Here is a 24,021-nt window from a genome sequence, read left to right on the forward strand (position 1 = left end):
CATGCGTTTTATCTATCTTGTGGGATAAGTATATAAGAATATTAATTAGTAGTAAACTACTAAATTGAAATTCATGTAAAATTTTCCCTCGACATGAAATTGGGATTGGTACGAAAAAACATTTTATGGATTCGGATTAAAAATGTTATATATTCTTAGGCTTTAATAAACATATAGGATTTGCAGGTATTAGATTTAGTGTTTTATTCATGAATCTGCTAAAAGTCTTTTCATTAATCGATTTTCCTGGTTGCAAAAGGGGAAACGATTGAATTTACTTTTAGGGTGCCATGAACCAGAATTAATCTTATTGGCTTTATTGTGATTATTTTGATAAAATTAATCTAATATTCAAGACATCTTCGCGTACAATCGGAATTGATGTTTTTAGAGGTTTCAGGAATAATTGGTTCTTTTTTCAGGAATCATAGTCTGGAATCAAAGAAAAACCCATTTATTTTAAAAAAATTCCGAAAATTTCGTCTTAAAGACTTGAACTATGATTCCTTATAGGAGTAAACTAATTAAAGATAGATTTTATGGAAGTGAAATCTTGTAAATTTAATCAACAAGGGGTTTTGGTAATGAAGGAACATGACATGCAAATCACGCTTAGTACAACAAAGAAAGAAAAACCACAAGCGGAACAGCTTGAGTTCGGTAAGCAGTTTACCGATCATATGTTTATTATGGATTACACACAAGGGCAAGGGTGGCATGATCCAAGAATTGTTCCTTATCAACCGCTCTCATTGGAGCCGTCAGCTATGATTTTTCACTATGGACAATCCGTTTTTGAAGGATTGAAGGCATATGCAACACCAGAGGATGAAATTATCTTATTCCGTCCGGAAAAGAATTTCCAACGCTTAAATAGTTCAAATAGCCGATTATGCATACCGGATATCGACGTTGATTTTGCGTTGAAGGCCTTAAAGACTTTAATAAGCGTTGATAAGGATTGGGTCCCCCAGGCAGAAGGGACATCTTTATATATCAGGCCATTCATTATAGCTACTGAGCCTTATCTTGGAGTATCTCCATCGAATAAGTATCAGTTCATCATTATCATGTCACCAGTAGGTTCGTATTATAAAGAAGGCATTCATCCAGTTAAAATTGCAGTGGAGTCAGCTTTTACACGTGCAGTTAATGGAGGTACAGGTGAAGCCAAAACGGGCGGTAATTATGCATCGAGCCTAAAAGCCCAGGAAGTATCCGAAAAGATGGGTTATGCCCAAGTTCTATGGTTAGACGGGGTGGAGAAAAAGTATATCGAAGAAGTTGGAAGCATGAATGTTTTCTTCAAAATAAATGGTGAAATCATCACTCCTGCTTTAAATGGAAGTATCCTTCCGGGTATTACTCGTGATTCCATTATAGAATTGCTGAAACATTGGGGTCTTCCCGTGTCGGAAAGACGCATTTCGATGGAGGAAGTCCATGAAGCCCATAAATTAGGTCACTTGGAAGAGGCCTTTGGAACGGGAACAGCCGCGGTCATATCACCAATCGGTGAATTCTTGTGGAATGGTGAAGAAATGATTGTTCAAAGCGGGGAAACGGGCGAACTTTCCAAAAAGCTTTATGATACACTGACAGGTGTCCAAACAGGTAAAGTCGCAGACGAGTTGAATTGGACTACGAAAGTTGAAGAAAAAGTGACACAATGAGATTTAAACAAAAGGGGGTCGGAATTAAAAAATTCCGACCCCCTTTTGAAATTCCCTTTGAATTTTGGCCTGAAATGAAGTATTGGGGCTCAACGGGAACTCTGTGTTTTTCTCTAATAGAATCATGGTTTAGAAAGCATCCTCATCACCTCAAATGAAGACTTTAGGCAAAAGGGTTCTATCTAAAAGTTAGGCTCTGTTAAATCTCAATGTTGATAACTGGATAAAAATTATAGGAAACCCTATTTTTTAGAGTTTCCTCCATTCTTGTTTAACTAACCGTTAGCTCAATTAGAACTATTTTTAAGTTGCTCATTAAACACACTAATTGAGCGAAAATTCTTTTTTGATAGGTTATCAATTATTTGCTTTATTACATTTGGTTCTCGTAATTCTTCATTTTCAAATGTTACAAGGTCATTTATTTTTATCCATTTACTGTCTGTAATTTCCTCTTCTTCAAGATTTAAAGAACCTCCAGTAACTTCACCAATAAAATGAAATAAAATAACTTGATTGTTCGTACTACTGATAAAATTATATACGCCAGTAGTGCCAATCAGGTTTACATCCAATCCAGTTTCCTCTTTAACTTCCCTTCGAGCTGAATAGAGAATGTCTTCACCATACTCCATACGCCCGCCTGGGAAATTCCATTTATTAACACCTTTGGGTTTATTCTCTCTAATAATCAAGACTTTATCGTCACTAAAGATTGATACACTTGCAACTAAAACAATTCTATTTTGTGACATCCATTTCTCCTCAATTCTCTTCGTGCATTTATCTCTATCATATCTGATTAGCTTCTTTCATTAACACTTTCACATTAAATGTTGAAAGTCGTAAACTGTCATATAAGTCAGTCATTTCATATACAAATGATGTTAATAGAAGTTCTTTCTTTTATATGCTGTTTAGTGCTTTCATTAATACGACTATCAACAAATAAGAACCAAGCAAGATAATTATGAAGATATTTCGTAGTAGAGGAAATCAACGTTCAAAATGAACAAACCGTAAAAAATTCGATTTTCATAGAGTTTGTCTACAGTCTGAAACCTTCCTTGAAGGTTTTTTTGTTTTTACATAATCATTTTGTGTCTTATGGCAACAGCGACGGCCTCGGTCCGGTGATTCACTCCCAATTTCCTGATAGCAGAAGAAATATGGTCTCTGACGGTAAATTCACTAACGCTCATCTTTGGTGCCATTTGCTTTAATCCCAATCCATTGGCTAAATATTGAAGGGCCTCCACTTCACGTTTACTTAGAAGGTAAGTGGGAGGGGCGGAATCCAATGTCGAACCGACAGCCAGTTTTAAATAATGGGAAAGCTTCATTAAATCATTCTTGGTAACAGGCTCGTTGGCGTGAATGGGGTCAACCAACACTAAACCGATGGCCATGTCATTCACATTTATCGGGATGATAGCCAATGAAGAAATGGAAAATCTTTTAACGTATTTTGCAGGGATGGAGGATTTCGCATGTTGGATGGTTAAGTATATGGGTTTGTTATGGATGACTGCTTGGTGGATGGGGTATATATCATGAATATTTTCTTTAACATTATGTAATGAAAAGGTAGCTTCACTTGTACATGCACATATTCCTTCACTCATTCCTGTTAAACATGAGTAAGTGAATAAAGAAGCGCGTTGAAATGAAAAAAAATCCACACAGCCCTTTACGATCATTTTTGATTTATTTGCCATATCTTTTTGATGGGAAATCTTTTTTACATGATTCATCAGAGTTTCCTCAAGCATTCGACTTTATTCCTCCCTACATTTTCAGTACTAGGATAAATTCTACTAATATCTTACAATATAATGAAAACCCTTACAAATCAAAAAATCCTAAAAGAATCAAAGTTCATAATTTCAAGGAGGCATGACCATGATAAGAAAGAATTTAACGACTACCAGCCGGAGTTTTAGAGAAGATACCCTGCCATTCAAACTTTATCAAAAGGCAAAGAAATTCGGTATATGGAATCCTCGTGACATTGATTTCAGCCAGGATATAGAGGATTGGAAGTCATTTACTGATATTGAAAGGCAAGTGCTATTACGGATCATTTCCCTTTTTCAGGGCGGGGAAGAAGCGGTGACTTTGGATTTGCTGCCCCTCATTATGACGATAGCAAAAGAAGGCAGGATCGAAGAAGAAATGTACTTAACGACATTTCTGTTCGAGGAAGCGAAGCATATGGAGTTCTTTCGTTATACGTTAGATCAGGTTGGTGAAACGGGTGATTTGACAGTTTATCACTCAGACACTTATAAATCGATTTTTTATGAAATATTGCCTGAAGCGATGGAGAAACTTTTATCCGACCAATCCCCGGAAGCATTGGCAGAAGCAGCCACTGTTTACAATATGTTTACCGAGGGTGTTCTTGCAGAAACTGGATATTTCGGGTTTTATCAGACTCTCGAAGCTAATAAGATGATGCCTGGTTTATTGAAAGGCGTGGGTCTTTTGAAGAAGGATGAATCACGTCATATTGCTTATGGGACCTTCCTGCTGCAGCGAATCATCAGTGAACATCCACATATCTTTAAACAGGTTGAAAAGAGAATGGAGGAACTTTCACCTCTGGCCATCGTGTTAAATACGGAGGGATATGAACGGTTCGGAAATCCATTTGGAAATGACCAACAAGCTATATTGAATTTTACCATGAAACAATTAACGGTGCGGATGGAGATATTAGCCAGGGCAAAAGGGAAGGGAATACAAGAGATCTATCAAAGTAATGAAAAGGAATATGGGGTTTTGTAAAACCATTGCAAGATACAAGCTTACTATTTAGGATATTCGTTAATGAATGGCATCAGGAGCTTTAAGGCAGGGTATGAACAATCCTTAACTGTGAATATACTAATATATCTGAGGTGATCTGTATGAACGTAAACGCTCATTCGAATTTTTGGCTAAGGACTTCGGTTTACAGCAGCACTAACACTCGTTCACTCATTCCAAACCTTTTCAATGGGCTCGGGGCCAAGAGGATTCTACTCGTAAGTGATGCGGGCTTGGCAAATGCAGGTGTCGTTAAAAAAGTTGCCGAAACTTTTGATCAGCAGAAATTAGCTGTCAGAGCTGAAATAGTTGGACAGTTTCTGGGTGTTACACAAGACGCAGCGAGTGAATGTGTAAATGAAGCATTGAAATACGCACGTGAAGTGAATGCTGATGCCATACTTGCCATTGGTGGAGGAAGTGTCATTGTTACCGCAAAGGCATTGAAATTCGGATTATACAAAGGCATTACGGATATTAAAGATGCGGTTCCAAGCGGTTATCTGTATGAGGGCTTTCCAAAAGCCCAATTCATGAATATCCCGCATATTTCCGTTGCCACAACAGCAGGAACCGGTTCTGAAGTATCCCCAATTGCCGTCATATATAATGAACAAAAAAAAGTAAAAATGAATATATACAATGTTTTTTTAAGTTCGGATGTTGCCATTCTAGATCCCGAGTTAACAGTCGGACTGCCGTCTGACATTACGGCGTTTACTGGTGCAGATGCATTGACTCATGCAATAGAAGCAGTCGTTTCACCTGCGGCGACATCAATTACCGATGCTTATGCATTTCAGGCCATTCGAGTAATTGAAAGAAATTTACCGAGGGCCGTAAAGGACGGAACGAATATTGAGGCCAGAATGGAAATGCTTCATGGAAGCATGATGGGAATCACTGCATTTTGTAGTGCATTGAATGCGATCCCGGTTCATCACTTTGCCCACGCATATGGGGCATTATTCCGTATTCCTCATGGCTTGGCCAATGCTGTGTTATTACCGGTCGTCATGGAATCAACCCCGGATTTATATCTTTCAAAGGCCCATTTGATAGCCGAAGCCTTTAGTGTGAAAATCCATGATGAAGATTCAAAAGGGACCTTAGCGAAAGTGGTGGAAAAGCTCCGTGTTTTCCTATCCGATCTTGGGCTCCCCTCCGACTTTAGTGCCTATGGAAACCAATCCGATATGGAAAGAATTCTTAAAGCAGTAAGGACGGATCCTGCAGCCGCAAATTACCCGATGTCAGAGGAATTAATCATGTCAGTAGTTTCAAGAGTTTCACCCGTGGGAATTAGTTAATATTAAAAAGCCAGCCCGTAAAGGTTGGCTTTTTTTACGGTTTAATGCCATCCAACGTGTTAAGGCCCGTATTTTTTCGTTTAGTCAGTTCGTTTTTAATATGCTTTTGAAGGGGGGGGACTACCACCCGAGATCGACTATTGTTAATGTTTTTTTCCTAAGTTTTCCTGTGCCATCTTTATAAGTTCCTTGACCATGCCTCCGCCTAATTTCCCGCCTATTTTTCCATTCTGCTTGGATGTCAGTTCACCGTTATAATCATTTTTCAGCGGTACGCCAATTTCCTTTGCCACTTCAAACTTTGCTTCATCAGGATTCTTTGTACCAGCAACTTTGGCTTTTAAATCATCAAGTCCTTTTCTAGCTTCAGGTACTAGGATTTTCCTTCTCCTTGCCATAAATAATCACTCCTATTTTTTTCTTAGGTTATCCTAATGTAAAGAAAATGATTAACATGCAGATCGAAAGTTTTTTAATTGAATACCGATGAACCTGGAGGAAGTCATAAACTCTTAAATAAAGAAGTATTTATACAGGGAGCACCTGATCGATCTGCATTGTGCTCCTAAGAAGTTTTAGTTTATTTAAAGCGGGTAACATATAATAAAACGATTTAAGGAGAAAAATGATGCTGACTGCTAAATCAAGTTTGTTAACAAAAGAAGATATGACAAATCCCGATCGAGTGCCGCAATGGCTAATTAAGGAATATCAAACATTCCATAATACAGTGACCGATAAAACCTTTCCTTGTTATTTTGGTATGAAAGCTGAAAATAAAGGGGAACTTCGTTATGCTTATATCACACAGAAAGATTGGTCCAATCTACCAAAAGCAGTGGAAAGCTTTCTTGATTTATTTCAGGAACCGCCATATATCAGGCACGGCCTTTTCGTCTTTATGGAGCCTGAATCAATTGAGGGTGATATAGAATTTTACCGTAAAAGGTTTTGGGATATCTTGCAATACCTGCATAAAGCGGATGAAAAACCTTGGCCAATTGAAAAGCCGAAAGACCCAGAGCATTATTTATGGGATTATCATTTTGCAGGGGAACCAATCTTTGTCTTTGGTAATGCACCTGCTTATAAACAGCGTAAAACGCGTGATTTAGGAAATAGCCTTGTACTTGGATTCCAACCCCGGATAATCTTTGAAGGCTTGGAAGGAACGGAAAAAGGCGGAATCATGTCGCGTGAAAAGGTTCGTGAACGAGTGGAGAAATGGGATAACCTTCCTAAACATCCGGATATCAGTCATTTTGGAGATGTAGATCATAATGAATGGAAACAATTTTTCATAGGGGATGATATAGAACCGATAAAAGGTAAGTGCCCCTTCCATCATAAAGAGTTAACTTAACCGAGGGCAAATTGCTCTCGGTTTTTCACGTCCTGATTTGTAGGCGTCGGGGAAAAAATACAGGCGTGCAAATTCATAAAATGTAAATTGAAAATAAAAAACATATTTCTTGCCTTATTAGATTTTCAGTTTTATAATGTGAAAGTAGCAATTGCAGTTAATTCGAGATATATGGATTAAATGCTATTTTTAAAAAAACATAATAAATTAACAATTGGGGGAACCAAAATGTCTAAAGTATTATTTGTTAAATCAAATGACCGTCCAGCGGATCAAGCAATCAGTGTCAAAATGTATGAAACGTTTTTGAATACTTATAAGGAAGCAAATAGTAACGATGAAATAACTGAATTAGATTTATTTAAACTGAACTTACCTTACTACGGAAATACAGCAATTACTGCTCTATATAAACGCAACCAAGGCATGGAATTGACTGAAGAAGAAGTGAAAATTGCCGATATCGTGCAACAATACTTGAATCAATTCCTTGCTGCCGACAAAGTGGTATTTGCCTTCCCGCTTTGGAACGCAACGGTTCCAGCACCTTTGGTAACTTATATTTCTTATCTTGCTCAAGCGGGAACAACATTCAAATATACAGCTGAAGGCCCAGTTGGCTTAGCTGGAGGTAAAAAAGTGGCTATACTTAATGCACGCGGATCCGATTATGCATTGCCTGGAATGGATGCTGGCGAAATGGCAGAGAAATATGTAACGATGAATTTAAACTTATGGGGCATAACAAACCCAGAAACTGTTGTAATCCAAGGACATAATCAATACCCAGATCGCACACAGGATATCGTTGCAGAAGGATTGGCGAAAGTTGCTGAAACCGCAGCAAAATTCTAATTATTAAAGAAAAACCAGTATGTATTTTTAGCATACTGGTTTTTCTATGCAGATTTTTCTGAAAGTCGATTATAATAAAGAGTAAGCTATAAGCATGAAAGGAAGTGCAGATAATATGCAAACGTTTAAATCACGTGACGAAATAAAAATAGAAGAAACATGGAACTTAAAGGATATTTACGATGATCAAACTAGCTGGGAAAAGGATTATCAAGAAGTCTTGAAGATGACAGAAAAATTAAAAACTTATGATGGTCAGATTCATTCAGCTCAAGAGTTGTTCGATTATTTACGATTAAGTGAGGAACTTGGGTATATTTATAACAAGCTATATGTATTTGCCATGCTGCAAGCGGATTTGGATACACGGGTAACCTCATCACAGGCATTGCTGGATCGGGCTGGAAAGTTAGGACAAAAAATCAGTAATGCTTCTGCATTTTTCATGCCGTTTCTTTTGAGCCTGGAAGAACCCACATTAAAAGGGTACATAAATGAAATCGAGGGTTTGAAATATTTTGAAGAGGATCTACTGGATTCCTTCCGATATAAAGCCCATGTGTTAACGAAAGAACAAGAAGAGGTGCTTTCCCAAGTAGGCGAAGCCTTTTCAGCACCACAAAAAACGTTCGGGATGATCAACAATGCTGATATAAAATTTGGGGAAGTTACGAATGAAGACGGAGAGAGGGTAGAGCTGACGCGGGGAATGTATTCCAAATTGATTGAAGACGATGATCGCGATAAAAGAAAAGAGGCTTATTTCGCCTATTATCAGCCATACGTACAATTGAAGAATACAATCGCTTCCACACTTTCCACAGCAATCAAGAATAATGTGAATCTTTCAAAACTAAGAAATTATCCTTCTGCCTTGGAAAAATCTCTATTTGGAGATCAAGTTCCAAAAGAGGTTTATGATAATTTAATTATGTCTACTAAGCAAAATATCGGACCTATGCATAAATATATTCAATTAAGAAAAAAATTGCTGGGTGTAGAAGAATTGCGTGCCTATGATTTAAGTGTGCCATTAGTCGAAGGCGCTAAAGAGGAGATTTCTTACGATGAAGGTTTTTCTTTGATGGTTGAAGCTCTGAAACCTCTTGGCGAAGAGTACATCACAATCCTGAAAACCTTTAAGGAAAAAAGATATATCGACGTCAGGGAAACACCTGGAAAACGGTCAGGTGCTTACAATTTAGGACTTTATGGTGTTCATCCTTTCATTTTATTAAATCACCGTGATGATTTAGACAGTGTCTTTACACTTGCCCATGAATCTGGACATGGAATGCATTCATACTATAGTTCAAAATATCAACCGCAAATAAGTGCCGGATATTCCATTTTTGTCGCTGAAGTTGCTTCCACTGTGAATGAAATCCTTTTGATTCGCCATTTAATTAAGACTACAAAAGACGTGCAGAAGAAAAAACACTTACTTAACCATTTCATAGATAGTTTTAAAGGAACATTCTTCACGCAGGTGATGTTTGCGGAGTTCGAAAAGATCGTACATGAAAAAGCTGAAAATGATGAACCTCTAAATGCCGAGGTTTTTAATACAGCCTATGAATCGATATTTCGTGCTTATAATGGAGATGAAATAATTTTCGATGAAGAAGTGAAGTATGGCTGGTCGCGAATCCCGCACTTTTATCGTCCGTTTTATGTCTACAAATATGCTACTGGTTACGTTTCAGCCATCACTATCGCTGATAAGATCCTCTCTGGGGACAAAAAAACACTTGAAAGTTATTTGACCTTCTTGAAAAGCGGGAGTTCCGATTTCCCATTGGAGCTGCTTAAGAAAACAGGCGTAGATTTAACTAAACCTGATCCAACCGAAAACGCAATGAAGATTTTCAGCGATCTTGTCGACCAATTCACTGAGTTGACAGAAGGCTAATCTAAACCATTTCTTCCAAAAGAGCCCATGGTATGTGTGTTAAAAAAATGCTATAGTTAAAACATTGGCGTAGGAGAGGCCCAATCTATTGATTGGGCCTTATTTTATATGCTTAAGAAACAAGTATTGCGCGAAATAAGTCTTGGTAACAGCGTTATTTTCTACTTCGGAGCCTAGCCAATGGGCCAGTTTCTTTGAACTTCAATGGCATATTTTGTGAGGAAAGTGAAAAATGAATACGACAGTTAATTATATAAAAGAATGGCAGCAGGCGCTTCAACTTGAAATCCTGCATTTGAAAAAATATGGCAGCACAAAATACCTGGTTTCGAACGGCCATCTGCTTACAGGTGACGAAACTTTTACCTATTATTTCGAAACAGGTTCATCGATAAAAATCCCGGTCGGTTCCCTCATTCGGCTCGAATGGGGAGGGATTAAGCAGGAAGGAAGAATCCTCTCATCGGAAGGGAAAAGCATCATCATTGTTTTTGATCGCTCGCTAGGCGATATGATCGATGAAGCCTTTTTATACCACGACCCCTGGGAATTGCTGGAGCAATTGATATTCCGCTTGGATGAAATCAAGAGAAGCAAAAGGAAAAGGCTTCGGATCAAGCGCCTGATGGATCCGTCCATGCCGCAAAAACATCCTTTAATTGAAAAACAAAGCAGCGTGAAAGAATTATATGCCCGTTCGAAATTCAATCCTGTCACTTTTGTTTGGGGACCACCTGGAACAGGAAAAACCTATACATTGGCTCGTACAGTAGCCAATCATTATTTACAGGATAAAAAAGTTCTGGTTTTGTCCCATAGCAACCAGGCTGTCGACGTTTTGATGGCTGAAATATCGTCTTTCATTAAAAAGAAAGATCGTTTCAAAGAAGGCGATGTGCTTCGCTATGGATCTCAAATCGGTGAATCACTAGCCATTCATGATGATATTGTTACAGGGCAATTATTAGGTAAACATGAACCGTCATTAATTAAAGAAAAAGAAGAGCTTGGCGAAGAGAAACGTCTGTTAAAGCATGACTTGGCAGGATCCTTCAGTATAAGGGATACAGATCAATTAATAGAGATAGAGAAAAAGCTGGCCAAAGTCTTGGAGAAAATCCGCCAAAAAGAGATTCAATTTGTTAAAGAAGCCAAAGTCATTGGAACGACCTTGGCTAAAGCCGCAAATGATGAAACGGTTTATCAAAAGGAGTATGATCTGGTCATTTTGGACGAAGCGAGTATGGCATACGTTCCTCAGGTGGCTTTTGCTGCAGCGTTAGCCAAGCATATTATCGTTTGTGGTGATTTCAAACAATTGCCACCTATTGCTTCGGCTCGTGAATCCCTGGTGAAGCTTTGGCTAAAGGAAGACATTTTTCATCGGGCTGGTGTCGCCCAGTCTGTTGAAGAAGGAGAACTTCATCCCCATTTATTCCTATTAAAGGAACAGCGCCGCATGCATCCGGATATTTCAGCATTTACTAATCGTGTCGTCTATAACAATTTTGTTGGCGATCATAAAAGTGTTGCGACCAGCAGGGAGGGAATCATGCTGGCCGAACCATTTGCCAATAAGGCAGCGGCACTGCTCGATACTAGCTTAGCAGGGGAATATTGCATCACTGAACGTACATCCCACTCGAGAATGAATATATGGCAATTGCTTTTATCTTTTCAACTGATTCATGAAGCTTATGTGGGCGGGGCAAGGTCAATCGGTTATGTCGCCCCATATCGTGCCCAGGCAGATTTGATGGAAAAACTATTGGATGACTTATATGACAAAGAACGGCAAACGGCGGATATCATCGCTGCAACGGTACATCGTTTCCAGGGAAGTGAACGGGAAATGATGATTTTTGACACAGTTGATAGTTATCCGCAAAGCAGGGCTGGAATGTTATTGACAGGGAGAGAAAGTGAAAGGCTCATTAACGTGGCCATAACAAGGACAAAGGGTAAGTTCGTACATGTATGTGACACTTCATTTGTTAACAAACACGTTTATCGCAGCAAAACACTTCGTCAGCTTGTCGATCATCAAATTCAAAATGATCAGATTGTATCAAAGAAAGACATTGGAAAATGGGTAAAACATCAGCACCCGAGATTACAATGGATGCATGCCCGTAAATTGGGGGACTTTCAGGAAGATATGGTATCAACAAAACAAGAGATGGTTTTCGCAGTTCCGGATCTGAACAGTTTGTCAGAAGAATGGCAGCAATATTTAATGAAACGAAACCCTGCAGTGAACTTGACGATCATTTCAGCAAAAAGAAACCTTGATATCCACTCTGATCAATTTATTTGTTCACCTGTTTCCTTTTCGTTCATTATCTTGGATAAACGAGTTGTCTGGCTAGGTTTACCCGTAGAGTCCAATAATCGGGTCCAGCCTCCATATATAGCGGCTCGTTTGGATTCAAAAATCATGGCAGATGAATTACTGTATCAATTCAAAAAAAATGAATAGCTCGGGAAAGGCCCTTAATAAGGGCTTTTCTTCATTTCCATATATATACTTAAATAGACCTCGATAGAATAAAGTGAAAACTCTTTGATTTTCCTGCCGTCATTAATATATTAAAGTATACACCTCGCTAGAATACATAGTGGACCCATACTCCCCAATTTGAATTAAACTCCTTATATTTTTTGTTAAAGGCTGCAAACTAAAATAACAAAGCAAGCGTTTCAGGCGACTTTCGAATAGTTATGATTTACTATTAAGTAACGAAAGATAAGAAAGGGGGAATTACATGAAACTGGGTATATTAGATCAATCCCCAATTGCATCCGGACAATCTGCACAAGAAGCATTACAGGCCTCACTGCAACTTGCTCAAGAAGGCGATAGGCTTGGTTATAGCAGAATCTGGTTTACTGAACATCATGATCTGCCGGGATTGGCCTGTTCCGTTCCAGAGGTGTTGATAAGCTATATTGCTGCGCAAACCAAAAAGATCCGGATTGGATCTGGGGCAGTGCTGCTTCCGCATTATAAGCCATATCGGATAGCGGAGACTTATAATATGCTTGCGACTCTTTTTCCAGGCAGGATTGATTTGGGGATGGGACGTGCTCCTGGTGGATCTGCCGAAGCAACGATGGCCTTATCCGATAATTTTCTTCAGAATGTTTACAAAATGCCAGAACTAGTTCAAGAACTGTTGAATTTTCTTAGAGATGAATTTCCGAAAGAACATCCCTTTTCAAAAGTTTCTGCTGCTCCTATCCCTAAGGTATCTCCTGAACCATGGATATTGGGAACAAGCGGGAAAAGCGCAAAACTTGCCGCTGAGAACGGTACTGCATACGCATTTGGTGAATTTATGAGTGAAAATGATGGAGTGCAGAGTTTTCAGCAATACCGTGATAACTTCCAATCGAAAGGGTTACTTAAAGCTCCTAAAACTATCGTTACGGTTGCTGCCATATGCGCGGAAACCGAGGAACTTGCAAAAGAAATCGCTCTTAGCAACACCCTATGGAAAATTCAAAGTGAACAAGGTGAAAGAAGGCGGGTTCCAAGCATAGAAGAGGTAAGGAATCATGTTTGGACTGAAAAAGAAAAAGCAACCATGGAAACCATGCATGAAAAATTGATTTTTGGTACCCCTTCACAAGTGAAGGATCGTCTTTTGGAGATTCAGGAGCAATATTTAGCAGATGAAATCATGCTGATAACCAACACTCATAAGTTGGAGGATAGGCTTAATTCGTTTCGTTTGATTGCCAGGGAAATTCTTAACAGTTAATCCCTTCGAGCATTTTGTGTGCATTTTGTGTGCATTTTCTATATGATGGCTTTGCGTCCAATTTATCATAATTGAAAGAAAGAAGATGAAGATATGAATGCTGATCAACAAGCAAAAAAACTTAGCGACATTTCTTTTTCCGTTCTGGACCTAGCTTCTATTGTTGAGGGTGGTACAGTTTCGGGAGCTTTTAAAAATACAGTAGATCTAGCCAAGCATGTGGAGCAATGGAATTATAACCGTTTCTGGGTTGCAGAACACCATAGCATGCCAGGGATTGCAAGCTCTGCAACGTCAGTGCTTATAGGCTATGTGGCAGGAAAGACGAAAAGAATTCGCGTCGGTTCTGGTGGCATAATGCTGCCGAATCATGCACCGCTCGTTATCGCAGAACAATTTGGTACATTGGAAGCAATGTATCCTGGTAGAATAGATTTGGGACTTGGGCGAGCTCCGGGAAGCGACCAATATACGGCCATGGCTCTCCGGGGTGATGTACGTAATAACGGTCAGGATTTCCCTGAGCAATTGGCGCAGCTCCGCAGTTATTTGGATGCGGATTCCAAACATAATCGTGTTCGTGCCATCCCTGGAGAAGGACAGGACATTCCGATTTGGCTGCTTGGTTCAAGTGGCTTCAGTGCAGCATTATCAGCTCAGCTGGGATTGCCATTTTCATTTGCAAGCCATTTTTCCCCTGAAAATACCCAACCAGCTTTAGCCCGTTACCGTAATAATTTCCAACCATCCGACGTTCTCGATAAACCTTATGTCATGGTTGGTGTCAATGTATTTGCAGCTGATACGACGGAAGAAGCACAAAGGATTGCTACATCTTATCAACAGCAATTCTTGAATTTGATCCGTAATACACCAGGACAACTTGCTCCTCCAGTTGATACGATGGAAGGCCTTTGGACAGAATATGAAAAGTCCATTGTCATGAAACAACTTAATGCCTCCATGATAGGAAATCCAGAAGAGATAAAAGAGCAGTTGCAGACCTTTTTAGATGAAACCCAGGCGGATGAAATGATTATAAACTCTGCCATTTATGATCAGGATGCACGCCTTCGTTCTTATGAAATCATTGCAGAGGTTACTGGAATGAAATAAGTGTCAAAGAATGAGCTTGCAGATTCCGTGTCTGCAAGCTTTTTTGTAAAATACATACCGATTTACTTCATAAACAAAGTTAGGAGAGAAGAATGAAACGAGAAGACCCTTTATCCTTAATATTTCACTTCACAGATAAACAAGGTGACAGCAGGCCTCTATATTTTACGAACCCGAAAAAAGTGTTCACCGCCCATTCAATTGAGGATGTCATTCCTCAATTTCAAAAAGTCCAAAAAGCGTTAGAACAGGGGCATTATGCAGCGGGATACGTTTCCTATGAAGCGGCACCTGCTTTTGAAAAATCTTTTAAAGTAAAAGATGGAGCCAAAATGCCGTTATTATGGTTTGGGATTTTTGATAAACCGGAAGAAGAATTACCTGAAAAAATGTCAGGAGCTTTTAATTTGGCAGAATGGCAATCAGAAACGGATTCACACACCTATCATTCCGGGTTTAAAAGGATAAAATCGGAAATCGAGATAGGCAATACGTATCAAGTCAATTACACGATGCGTTTACAATCCAAGTTCGAAGGAGATGACTTCGCTTTCTTTGATCGCTTGAAGAGAGCTCAACGCTCGAATTATAGTGCCTATTTGAATGTGGGGACACATCGAATCCTATCGGCTTCACCCGAGTTGTTTTTCCGTTGGGAAGATGGTCAGTTGATTACTCGGCCAATGAAGGGAACGGTAAAGCGGGGAACGACACTGGAAACGGATCAGCTTAATGCAGACTGGTTAGCAGCCTCGGAAAAGAATCAAGCTGAAAACTACATGATTGTGGACCTGCTCAGAAATGATTTGGGAATGATTGCAGAATCAGGAAGCGTCAAGGTACCACAGCTTAAGGCAATTGAAAAATATCCGACCGTTTGGCAAATGACATCCACGATTACCGCCGATACGAATCCAGGAACAACAATCATTGATATATTCAGGGCTCTCTTTCCTTGTGGATCGATAACAGGGGCACCTAAAATTAAAACGATGGAGATCATCGCTGATATCGAGAATTCACCACGTGAAGTTTATTGCGGTGCAATCGGTTTCATCACCCCTGAATCCGAAGCAGTCTTTAATGTGCCGATTCGTACGGTCGTGATCGATAACGAAACTGGGCAAGCCGAGTATGGGGTTGGCGGGGGAATCACTTGGGATTCCGAGCTATCGGAAGAATATGACGAAGCGTTTTTAAAAGCCAAATTATTGACGGTGGAAAGGCCTGCTTACAAACTATTGGAATCGATGAAGCTCAGCGATGGAGAATATTATTTGTTGACTGATCATATCGATCGGATGAAACAATCCGCTGATTACTTCGATTACCGATTCGCTGAATTGAATCTTAGAGAACAACTTCAAAAGTATGCGGATATGAATCAAGGGACGTTACAAAAGGTAAGGGTATTACTTCATGAAAATGGTGAAATTGAAGTCTCCGGACAAGAAATCAAGCCCCTTGATTCAGAATTTACGGCTATCTTGGCTGAAACTCCAATATCAAGTACAAATCCATTTCTATTTCATAAGACCACCAATCGTGATGTATATGAAGGCTTGCAAATGAATAATCCTAACTTCCATGATGTTCTGCTTTGGAATGAAGAAGGATTCATCACTGAATTCACGAACGGAAATGTAGTGGTAAAGATAAATGGTGACCACTATACCCCTCCGGTGGAATCAGGTCTGCTTGCTGGAACATTTCGTCAAGACTTGATCAGGAAGAAGGAAATCAAGGAAAAACCGATTTCAAAGGCAGACCTTAATGACGCTGAGGAAATTTGGTTTATTAATAGTGTGCGTGGGAAATTAAAGGTGAATTTAACTTTCTAAGCTGATTATTCGTAAAAAAGTGAAAATGTAATCTTTATTGCAGTTTGTTGAGTTATAGTAGATGATGAAAACTACATATCCGGGAGGGACTGCTATGGAGATGCATAAAATCGCTGGTTTATCGATCATGGATTGGAAAGCGAAAGATCCTATACTTAATAATGTGATAAAGATGAACGAAGTCTTCTGGACGAATCCAGATTACGGTAACAAGCAAGAAAACCCAATCGTCCAAGCTGAACAAGTTAAATCTGCTGAAGAAAGATTAAATAGATTTGCCAATTATATAATTAAAGCCTTTCCAGAAACCGAACCAATGGAGGGGATCATTGAATCACCACTAGTCGAGATTCCTTCCATGCAAAAAAACTTGGAAAAATCCTATGGAACTAAAATGGCTGGGAAACTTTTGCTGAAATGTGACAGTCACCTACCAATATCAGGTTCCATCAAGGCTCGCGGAGGTATTTATGAGGTCTTAAAACGTGCTGAGGAAATAGCAATGAAGCATGGTCGTTTAAAGCGGACTGATAATTATGGAAAACTTGCGAGTGATGAATACAAAGAGCTTTTTTCAAAATATTCAATTGCTGTCGGTTCAACCGGCAATTTAGGAATGAGTATTGGAATAATAAGCGCTAAGCTGGGATTCAAAGTAACGGTCCATATGTCGGCAGATGCCAAACAGTGGAAAAAGGATAAATTAACAAGTCTTGGGGTCATTGTAAAGGAATATGATGATGATTATAGTAAAGCTGTAGAAGAAGGCCGTAATGAAGCATCAATTGATCCCAATTGCCATTTTATTGATGATGAAAATTCAATGGATCTACTGCTAGGTTATGCGACAGCTGCAACGCGCCTGAAGAAACAACTGAAAGATATGTCCATACCAGTAGATGAAGATCACCCTTTGTTTGTGTACTTGCCATGCGGAGTCGGCGGCGGGCCAGGTGGTATTACATATGGGCTCAAGTTAGCCTTTGAAGATGATGTTCATTGTTTTTTTGCAGAGCCGACACATTCACCATGCATGACGCTCGGATTGATGACTGGCCTTCATGACAAAATCTCGGTGCAGGACTTTGGCATCGATAATAAGACGGAAGCGGATGGTCTTGCTGTCGGAAGGCCTTCAGCATTGGTTTCCCGTATGATGACGACCTTGTTAAGCGGCAGCTATACCATAGAGGATAAAAGGTTATTCGATCTGCTCAGGGGAATGGCAGAGACGGAAGGTCATTATTTGGAGCCATCTGCCCTTGCAGGAGCAATGGGACCGATACAACTTTTTAAAGCTCAAGAAGGAAAGAAATATCTCTTGGACCAAAAACTGGTCGATAAAATGAACCAGTCCACACATATCATCTGGGCGACCGGCGGGAGCATGGTACCAAAGGATATGATGGACCAGTATTTATCGAAAAGTTAAAAAATGTTCACTAGAGTTAATTTATCAGACTGCAGGCAAACTCGAAGAAAAGCGAGTATGCCTGCAGTTTTTTTCAGCCGAAGCAGTTTATTCGACCGTTCAGGTAGTTTATTCGACCTACACCGTGCATTATTCGACCTTCACCACACATTATTCGACCGTCAACGCATTTTTCGGTCCCCGAGCCTTCCTGCCCAGCCTCCTCGCGGCTAACCAGTCATTCGGCAAGAGTGTGTTCAATCCATTATGGTTTCATTCATTCCAAATAAAAGTCTTGTTTAAAATCATGAAAGGAACCAGAATGAGACCTTTCCGAATCCCATTTTATCGACAAGCCTAAAGTAGCTCACGAAAGTGAGCTTCTTTTTTTCTTTATATTCCCCATGAGTTTAATAAAAGGTGAATGGCTTTTTCCAATTCGGATTCAGGGATCCCTGCAAAGCCCAATATGATTTTTGGAGGATGTTCGTCAATTTTTTCGATCGAATATGTCGATAAGCCATAAATTTTAATATGATTTTCGTTTGCCTTTTGAATAAGTGACTGTTCATCCATGCCATTCTTAACGTCGAGGATGATATGCAATCCTGACCGCTCGCCAACGATTTTTATTTGTTGATGTGGTTTAAACAGCTCGATCACTTTATCCAACTTACGCCGGTACACTTTCCTCATCCGATTCAAATGCTTTTCAAAATCCCCTTCCTTCATGAACTGTGTCAACGCATGCTGATCAATCCGAGAAACGGTTGAATGGTAAAAAGATAATTCCTGTTGATGCATTTGTAACAATGGAGCGGGAAGAACCATATAACTGATCCGAATTGATGGCATCAATGATTTGGAAAATGACCCTAAATAAATCACTTTATCTCCAGCATCCATACTTTGTAAGGAAGGGATTGTTTTTCCACTATAACGAAATTCACTATCATAATCGTCTTCGATAATATAGCGGTTTGCTGCCCCTTGAGCCCAGTTCAACAATCGCGTCCGTCTGTTAACCGATAGGATTGTCCCATTGGGGAAGTGATGTGAGGGAGTGACATACACGACGTCGATGTTTGAATCTTCAATTTGGTTCACCTTTACGCCTTCTTCATCAATTTGCAGTGGATGGGCTTCATTTGGGTAGCTGCGTAAAATCCGATGAATCAAGTGATACCCAGGATCTTCAACACCATAGATGGCATTTTTATCGAAAAGAAGGACAAGCTGCTGTAATAAAATTTCCATTCCTGCACCAATGATGATTTGTTCGGGAACACATTGTACACCACGTGCATGATACAAATAATGGGCAATTTCACATCGCAATTCATATTCTCCTTGAGAATCCCCAAGTAAAAGAAGATCTTGATGTGCTTTATCGATTTTGCTTTTCGTGTATTTTCTCCATTTTTCAAATGGGAAGTGTTCCGTATCAATTTGGCTAGGATGAAAATGATACAGCACTTCCCTCTCTTTATGATTTTTTTTCTCTAAGGAAACTTGGTTAGTTTGTGTATACTCTAAATCCTCGAATGTTTGAATATAGTACCCTTTTCTTGGTATGACTTCAACATATCCTTCAGCAGTCAATTGTTCATATGCAGTCTCGACAGTATTTTGACTTATTTGAAGGAACTCTGCCAATTTCCGTTTGGAAGGCAGTTTTGTGCCGTAAAGAAGACGGCCATCAATGATTTCTTTTTTAATATATGAATATAATTGTTCGTACAAAGGTACTTCACTTAACCGATTTAAATCGCAAGAAAGCATATTCATTTTGTTTCCACCTTTTTGAAGGAATATTTCTGACACCATTAAATTTATTAAAACTGACACTTTCAATGCGGTCAACTCTTTTTTATACTAAGTTTAACAAATCTAAAAAATGCAAATATTAGGGGGAAGAGATAAAATGGAAAAATTATTAGGAACTGACACAGTAAAAAGAGGAATGGCACAAATGCAAAAGGGTGGCGTAATCATGGACGTCATTAACGCAGAACAAGCAAAAATCGCAGAAGCATCCGGTGCAGTCGCTGTCATGGCGCTGGAAAGGGTACCTTCTGACATCCGTGCGGCTGGCGGTGTAGCACGGATGGCAGATCCGCGAATTGTCGAGGAAGTAATGAATGCAGTGTCCATCCCGGTCATGGCTAAAGCAAGGATTGGCCATATTGTTGAATCAAGGGTCCTGGAATCCATGGGAGTGGATTATATCGATGAAAGTGAAGTGCTGACACCTGCTGATGAAGAATACCATATTCTAAAAAGTGATTTCACAGTACCTTTCGTTTGTGGCTGCCGTGATTTAGGCGAAGCTGCACGCCGTATCGGCGAAGGAGCATCAATGCTTCGTACAAAAGGTGAACCAGGAACGGGTAATATTGTGGAAGCTGTGCGTCATATGAGAAAGGTACAGTCACAAATTCGTAAAGTGAGCATCATGAGTGATGATGAATTAATGACAGAGGCAAAAAATATTGGAGCCCCTTATGAAATTTTAAGAGAAATCAAACGCACAGGAAAATTGCCTGTAGTCAACTTTGCAGCCGGCGGAATTGCCACTCCAGCAGATGCAGCATTGATGATGGAATTGGGAGCAGATGGCGTATTCGTTGGGTCGGGTATTTTTAAATCTGAAAATCCAGAAAAATTCGCATCGGCAATCGTTCAAGCTACTACATATTTCACCGATTATGAATTGATTGGCCGGTTGTCCAAAGAGTTAGGCAGTGCAATGAAAGGAATCGATATTTCCAAACTAGCTCCGGCAGAACGGATGCAGGAACGTGGATGGTAATATGATAACTATTGGTGTTTTGGGATTACAGGGAGCAGTTGAAGAACACTTGAATCAAATCAAAGCTGCCGGTGAACAAGCAATTATAGTAAAAAAACCGGAGCAATTGCTGGAAATCGATGGCTTGATCATTCCAGGCGGAGAAAGCACGACGATGAGGAAGCTTATGGATCGTTATGGATTTATGGAACCTGTCAAAACTTTCTTCGAAGATAAAAAACCAATTTTCGGTACATGTGCAGGGATGGTATTGGCGGCCAATGAATTGACTGGCGATGAGAAGGCCTATCTTGGACTAATGGACATTTCCGTGAAAAGGAACGGATTTGGACGTCAAAAGGATAGTTTCGAGGCTGACCTATCTATCAAAGGAATGGAAACCCCTTATAAGGCAGTTTTCATCCGGGCGCCATTTGCTGATGGAATTGGAGAAGGTGTAGAAGTATTGGCTGTTTATGAAGAGAATGTAGTGGCTGCGAGACAAGACCATGTCCTCGTTAGTGCGTTTCATCCAGAATTAACAGGTGATGATCGTTTCATGCAGCTTTTCATTGAAATGGTGAAGACATCCATAGGTAAGGCCGAATTGAAAACCTGTTAAACAAATGAAGCTGTCCTAATAATAGGACAGCTTTACTTTTGAAAGTTCAAAAGTCTATAAAAATACATATTGCTTGAATTACATATTCCTTACTTTTATAATAAAAAAGTAAGTAAACACTTACTGTATTTTTAGTGTTGAAAGGGAATGTATATGACAGCAAGAGTTGCAGTTATTACAGGAGGAGCAAGCGGTATTGGCCGAGCCGCATGCTTGAAATTCGCAGTAAAAGGGGACAAGGTCGTTGTTGCGGATTTTAATGAAGAAATGGGACAGGAAACCGTTGAACAGATAACAGCGGATGGCGGAGAGGCCATTTTTGTTAAAACGGATGTTTCTAAACAGGATGATGTTGAATCCTTAATCAACAAAACAGTGGAGACATTCGGAAGGATCGATATCATGTTTAATAATGCCGGCATCGGTGCAGGCGGTATGATTCTCGATCAAGATATGGGGGTTACTTAAAAACGATTGGAGTGAACCAGCATGGAGTTGCCTTTGGTATCATGGCAGCAGGACGGAAAATGAAGGAGTTAGGTAACAAGGGTGTCATTATTAATACCGCTTCTGTGTTTGGTTACTTAGCTTCCCACGGAACCTTTGCCTATCAAGCGACTAGAGGAGCTGTAAGAATGATGACACAGACAGCTGCATTGGAATTAGGTGCTTATGGCATACGGGTAGTGGGCATTGCTCCAGGCGGGGTTGACACTCCTATCATTCAAGGCTATAAAGATATGGGAATCATCGATAAATTGAATGCAAGTCAAATGCGCGGTAAATTAATTAAGCCAGAAGCGTTGCAAATGCCGACTATCTAATATCATTAGAGGAAGCGGATGCGATCAATGGAAGTGTAGTCATGGTCGATGATGGCTATGCAGCCTTTAAATGATTTTCTCTAAAAGAAAACATCGTCCAAATCAGAGATGTTTTCTATTTATGATATATGGGAATATTGAATTCTAATGAATCATAGGTAATATTGACCGATGGATACCACCGGGATATCATGGAAAATAGATTGGTGACACTGGTCTTATCATTATAAAAGAAGGTTGATATTTTTGAAAAAAGGGCAGCAAACGAAAGAACGAATCATAAATGTAGCCCGGACTCTTTTTGCCACTAAAGGTTTTGACATGACAAGAACGAATGAAATTGCCTCTGCTTGCAATGTTTCCGAAGCTACTATTTACAAATACTTTGACAGCAAAAAAGATTTGCTATTGGCTACCATTACGCCTGATGAGAAAGAGGAATTTGAAGACGGGACTAGCCATCTATCTACGGATGATCTAGTGGAGAATCATGTTTGCACCATGATAAATAAAATTCTTGATAATAAAGAACAGTTTTCGATACTATTCAGGGAAACACAATTCGATCAAGATATTTCGAAGCAATATGTAGATCAGATCTTCAAGCCGAATGCCAGGCATATTGAAATACAGAAGAGAATAGATAGTGGTGAGATACAATATATCTCTGATATTATCCTATTTAATGTAGGGATCATTTCTTTCACATTGGCATTATCTACACATTATGAGATCCATCAGCAGAAAAAGGAGCCATATTTTACTTCTGAACGAATTAAGAGCATTGCTCAACTTTTGGTATATGGCATTCATGGCAAACAAAAACATACATAATGAAACAGTCATATTGAAGGGCATGAGCATCAAGCCGCAAATATGACCGTTTTGTTTTCCTTCAGATCCGATGGAGTAAATTCTTTAAACTAGAGTGTAAGATTTGACTTATATTTTTCAGACTATTACGATAAAAGCATGCTGTACGAAATGTATATGAAGATTTATCTGGAAATCATGTAATATTGGAGGGGTATATTAAATGAGCGATATCGTAATATTATCAGGAAGTCCGGCTATTCCGTCCAGAACGGACATCTCATTAAAACATATTCAAACATTAGTCGAAAACGAAGGATTTACCACAGCTTATTTCTCAATTACGGATTTCTCAGCAGATGATTTATTCCAAGGGAAATATAATAGCGAAGATATCTTAAAACTTTCTGAGAAAATTCAAGCAGCTAGAGGCGTCATTATTGGTTCACCGGTTTATAAGGCTTCTTATACAGGTGTATTGAAGGCCTTGATTGACTTGCTGCCAGAAGGTGCTTTTAAGGGTAAGCCAGTACTGCCAATCATGATTGGCGGAAGTAACAGGCATCTATTGGCGATTGACTACGCACTTAAACCATTAATTTCAATTTTAAAAGGCGAGCCGCTGCAGGGCATATATTTTGTTGATAAAGAAATAGATAAACAGAATTCAGAAAACCCGATTAATGATTTGCATTTAATTGATCGGGTCCAGAGTCAAGTTCAAGAATTTGTAGAAGCGATACAGTTAAGAAATTAATGAATTCTCCCTTCTATAAAAAGGGCTGGAATTAAAAAAAATATTTTTTCAATTGATGACAGGCGCCATAAATAGCTTCTTAATGAAAATAGACTCATTTTTTTGGAGGTTTTATCTAAAAAGACGAGTCTATTTTCGTATTTACATGAACATAAAAT

Annotated in this window: 19 protein-coding genes and 2 pseudogenes; 16 read left to right on the forward strand and 5 right to left on the reverse strand. The window is 39.4% G+C overall.

The features are described 5' to 3' along the window. The first annotated feature begins 584 nt into the window (after positions 1-584). Positions 585-1,673 (forward strand): branched-chain amino acid aminotransferase, encoded by a 1,089-nt coding sequence (locus tag ACFVS1_RS08325; protein ID WP_352923165.1) that lies wholly within the window; start codon positions 585-587, stop codon positions 1,671-1,673. Positions 1,674-1,960: 287 nt separating this feature from the next. Here the strand turns inward: ACFVS1_RS08325 and ACFVS1_RS08330 are convergent, their stop codons facing one another. From ACFVS1_RS08330 to ACFVS1_RS08340, 3 genes and pseudogenes are all read right to left on the reverse strand, one after another. Then, a complete protein-coding gene (locus ACFVS1_RS08330; protein WP_387546335.1) occupies positions 1,961-2,428 on the reverse strand; it encodes an NUDIX hydrolase in 468 nt (155 codons plus the stop codon). Between the two features lie 37 nt (positions 2,429-2,465). After that, a pseudogene (locus tag ACFVS1_RS08335) lies at positions 2,466-2,658 on the reverse strand (hypothetical protein); the annotation flags it as partial. A 100-nt stretch (positions 2,659-2,758) separates the two neighbouring features. Next, positions 2,759-3,445: a response regulator transcription factor gene (locus ACFVS1_RS08340; protein WP_352923171.1), complete on the reverse strand. Its 687-nt coding sequence runs from the start codon at positions 3,443-3,445 to the stop codon at positions 2,759-2,761. A gap of 130 nt (positions 3,446-3,575) precedes the next feature. On the opposite strand from ACFVS1_RS08340, the gene ACFVS1_RS08345 reads away from it, so the two are divergent. After that, complete coding sequence (locus ACFVS1_RS08345) at positions 3,576-4,463, forward strand: R2-like ligand-binding oxidase (protein WP_387546337.1); 888 nt, start codon at positions 3,576-3,578, stop codon at positions 4,461-4,463. Positions 4,464-4,585: 122 nt separating this feature from the next. After that, complete coding sequence (locus ACFVS1_RS08350; RefSeq protein WP_387546339.1) at positions 4,586-5,794, forward strand: iron-containing alcohol dehydrogenase; 1,209 nt, start codon at positions 4,586-4,588, stop codon at positions 5,792-5,794. A 143-nt stretch (positions 5,795-5,937) separates the two neighbouring features. Here the strand turns inward: ACFVS1_RS08350 and ACFVS1_RS08355 are convergent, their stop codons facing one another. Further along, entirely contained in the window at positions 5,938-6,192 is a 255-nt protein-coding gene (locus tag ACFVS1_RS08355) for an alpha/beta-type small acid-soluble spore protein (RefSeq protein WP_352923180.1), read from the reverse strand. Between the two features lie 230 nt (positions 6,193-6,422). Between ACFVS1_RS08355 and ACFVS1_RS08360 the strand changes: the two genes are divergently transcribed. The 8 genes from ACFVS1_RS08360 to ACFVS1_RS08395 all read left to right on the forward strand — a co-directional run bounded on the left by ACFVS1_RS08360 (position 6,423) and on the right by ACFVS1_RS08395 (position 18,077). After that, on the forward strand, positions 6,423-7,157 hold the full coding sequence (locus ACFVS1_RS08360) for a YqcI/YcgG family protein (RefSeq protein WP_387546342.1): 735 nt from the start codon (positions 6,423-6,425) through the stop codon (positions 7,155-7,157). A gap of 180 nt (positions 7,158-7,337) precedes the next feature. Then, positions 7,338-8,012 (forward strand): FMN-dependent NADH-azoreductase, encoded by a 675-nt coding sequence (locus ACFVS1_RS08365; protein WP_387546344.1) that lies wholly within the window; start codon positions 7,338-7,340, stop codon positions 8,010-8,012. Positions 8,013-8,127: 115 nt separating this feature from the next. Beyond that, complete coding sequence (gene pepF, locus ACFVS1_RS08370) at positions 8,128-9,924, forward strand: oligoendopeptidase F (protein ID WP_387546346.1); 1,797 nt, start codon at positions 8,128-8,130, stop codon at positions 9,922-9,924. Positions 9,925-10,156: 232 nt separating this feature from the next. Then, positions 10,157-12,403: an AAA domain-containing protein gene (locus ACFVS1_RS08375; RefSeq protein WP_387546347.1), complete on the forward strand. Its 2,247-nt coding sequence runs from the start codon at positions 10,157-10,159 to the stop codon at positions 12,401-12,403. A 286-nt stretch (positions 12,404-12,689) separates the two neighbouring features. Continuing rightward, a complete protein-coding gene (locus ACFVS1_RS08380; RefSeq protein WP_387546349.1) occupies positions 12,690-13,688 on the forward strand; it encodes an LLM class flavin-dependent oxidoreductase in 999 nt (332 codons plus the stop codon). A 93-nt stretch (positions 13,689-13,781) separates the two neighbouring features. Continuing rightward, entirely contained in the window at positions 13,782-14,804 is a 1,023-nt protein-coding gene (locus ACFVS1_RS08385) for an LLM class flavin-dependent oxidoreductase (RefSeq protein ID WP_352923195.1), read from the forward strand. A 92-nt stretch (positions 14,805-14,896) separates the two neighbouring features. Next, positions 14,897-16,645 (forward strand): aminodeoxychorismate synthase component I, encoded by a 1,749-nt coding sequence (pabB, locus tag ACFVS1_RS08390; protein ID WP_387546351.1) that lies wholly within the window; start codon positions 14,897-14,899, stop codon positions 16,643-16,645. A 100-nt stretch (positions 16,646-16,745) separates the two neighbouring features. Beyond that, entirely contained in the window at positions 16,746-18,077 is a 1,332-nt protein-coding gene (locus ACFVS1_RS08395; RefSeq protein WP_387549247.1) for a D-serine ammonia-lyase, read from the forward strand. A 372-nt stretch (positions 18,078-18,449) separates the two neighbouring features. Here the strand turns inward: ACFVS1_RS08395 and pdxR are convergent, their stop codons facing one another. Then, positions 18,450-19,844 (reverse strand): MocR-like pyridoxine biosynthesis transcription factor PdxR, encoded by a 1,395-nt coding sequence (pdxR, locus tag ACFVS1_RS08400; RefSeq protein WP_387546354.1) that lies wholly within the window; start codon positions 19,842-19,844, stop codon positions 18,450-18,452. 136 nt (positions 19,845-19,980) lie between these two features. Between pdxR and pdxS the strand changes: the two genes are divergently transcribed. The 5 genes and pseudogenes from pdxS (at position 19,981) to ssuE (ending at position 23,863) form a co-directional block, all read left to right on the forward strand. Then, positions 19,981-20,868 (forward strand): pyridoxal 5'-phosphate synthase lyase subunit PdxS, encoded by an 888-nt coding sequence (gene pdxS / locus ACFVS1_RS08405; RefSeq protein WP_076369529.1) that lies wholly within the window; start codon positions 19,981-19,983, stop codon positions 20,866-20,868. A gap of 1 nt (position 20,869) precedes the next feature. Beyond that, positions 20,870-21,469: a pyridoxal 5'-phosphate synthase glutaminase subunit PdxT gene (gene pdxT / locus ACFVS1_RS08410; protein WP_352923205.1), complete on the forward strand. Its 600-nt coding sequence runs from the start codon at positions 20,870-20,872 to the stop codon at positions 21,467-21,469. Positions 21,470-21,622: 153 nt separating this feature from the next. Then, positions 21,623-22,367, forward strand: a pseudogene (locus tag ACFVS1_RS08415) (SDR family NAD(P)-dependent oxidoreductase). A gap of 172 nt (positions 22,368-22,539) precedes the next feature. Next, positions 22,540-23,127, forward strand: coding sequence for a TetR/AcrR family transcriptional regulator (locus tag ACFVS1_RS08420; RefSeq protein ID WP_352923208.1), 588 nt, complete (start codon positions 22,540-22,542; stop codon positions 23,125-23,127). A 202-nt stretch (positions 23,128-23,329) separates the two neighbouring features. Further along, positions 23,330-23,863, forward strand: coding sequence for an NADPH-dependent FMN reductase (gene ssuE / locus ACFVS1_RS08425; protein WP_352923210.1), 534 nt, complete (start codon positions 23,330-23,332; stop codon positions 23,861-23,863). The last annotated feature ends 158 nt before the right edge of the window (positions 23,864-24,021 follow it).

Origin of the sequence: Peribacillus sp. NPDC058075 (genome assembly GCF_042885195.1) — a bacterium.
GTDB lineage: Bacteria > Bacillota > Bacilli > Bacillales > DSM-1321 > Peribacillus.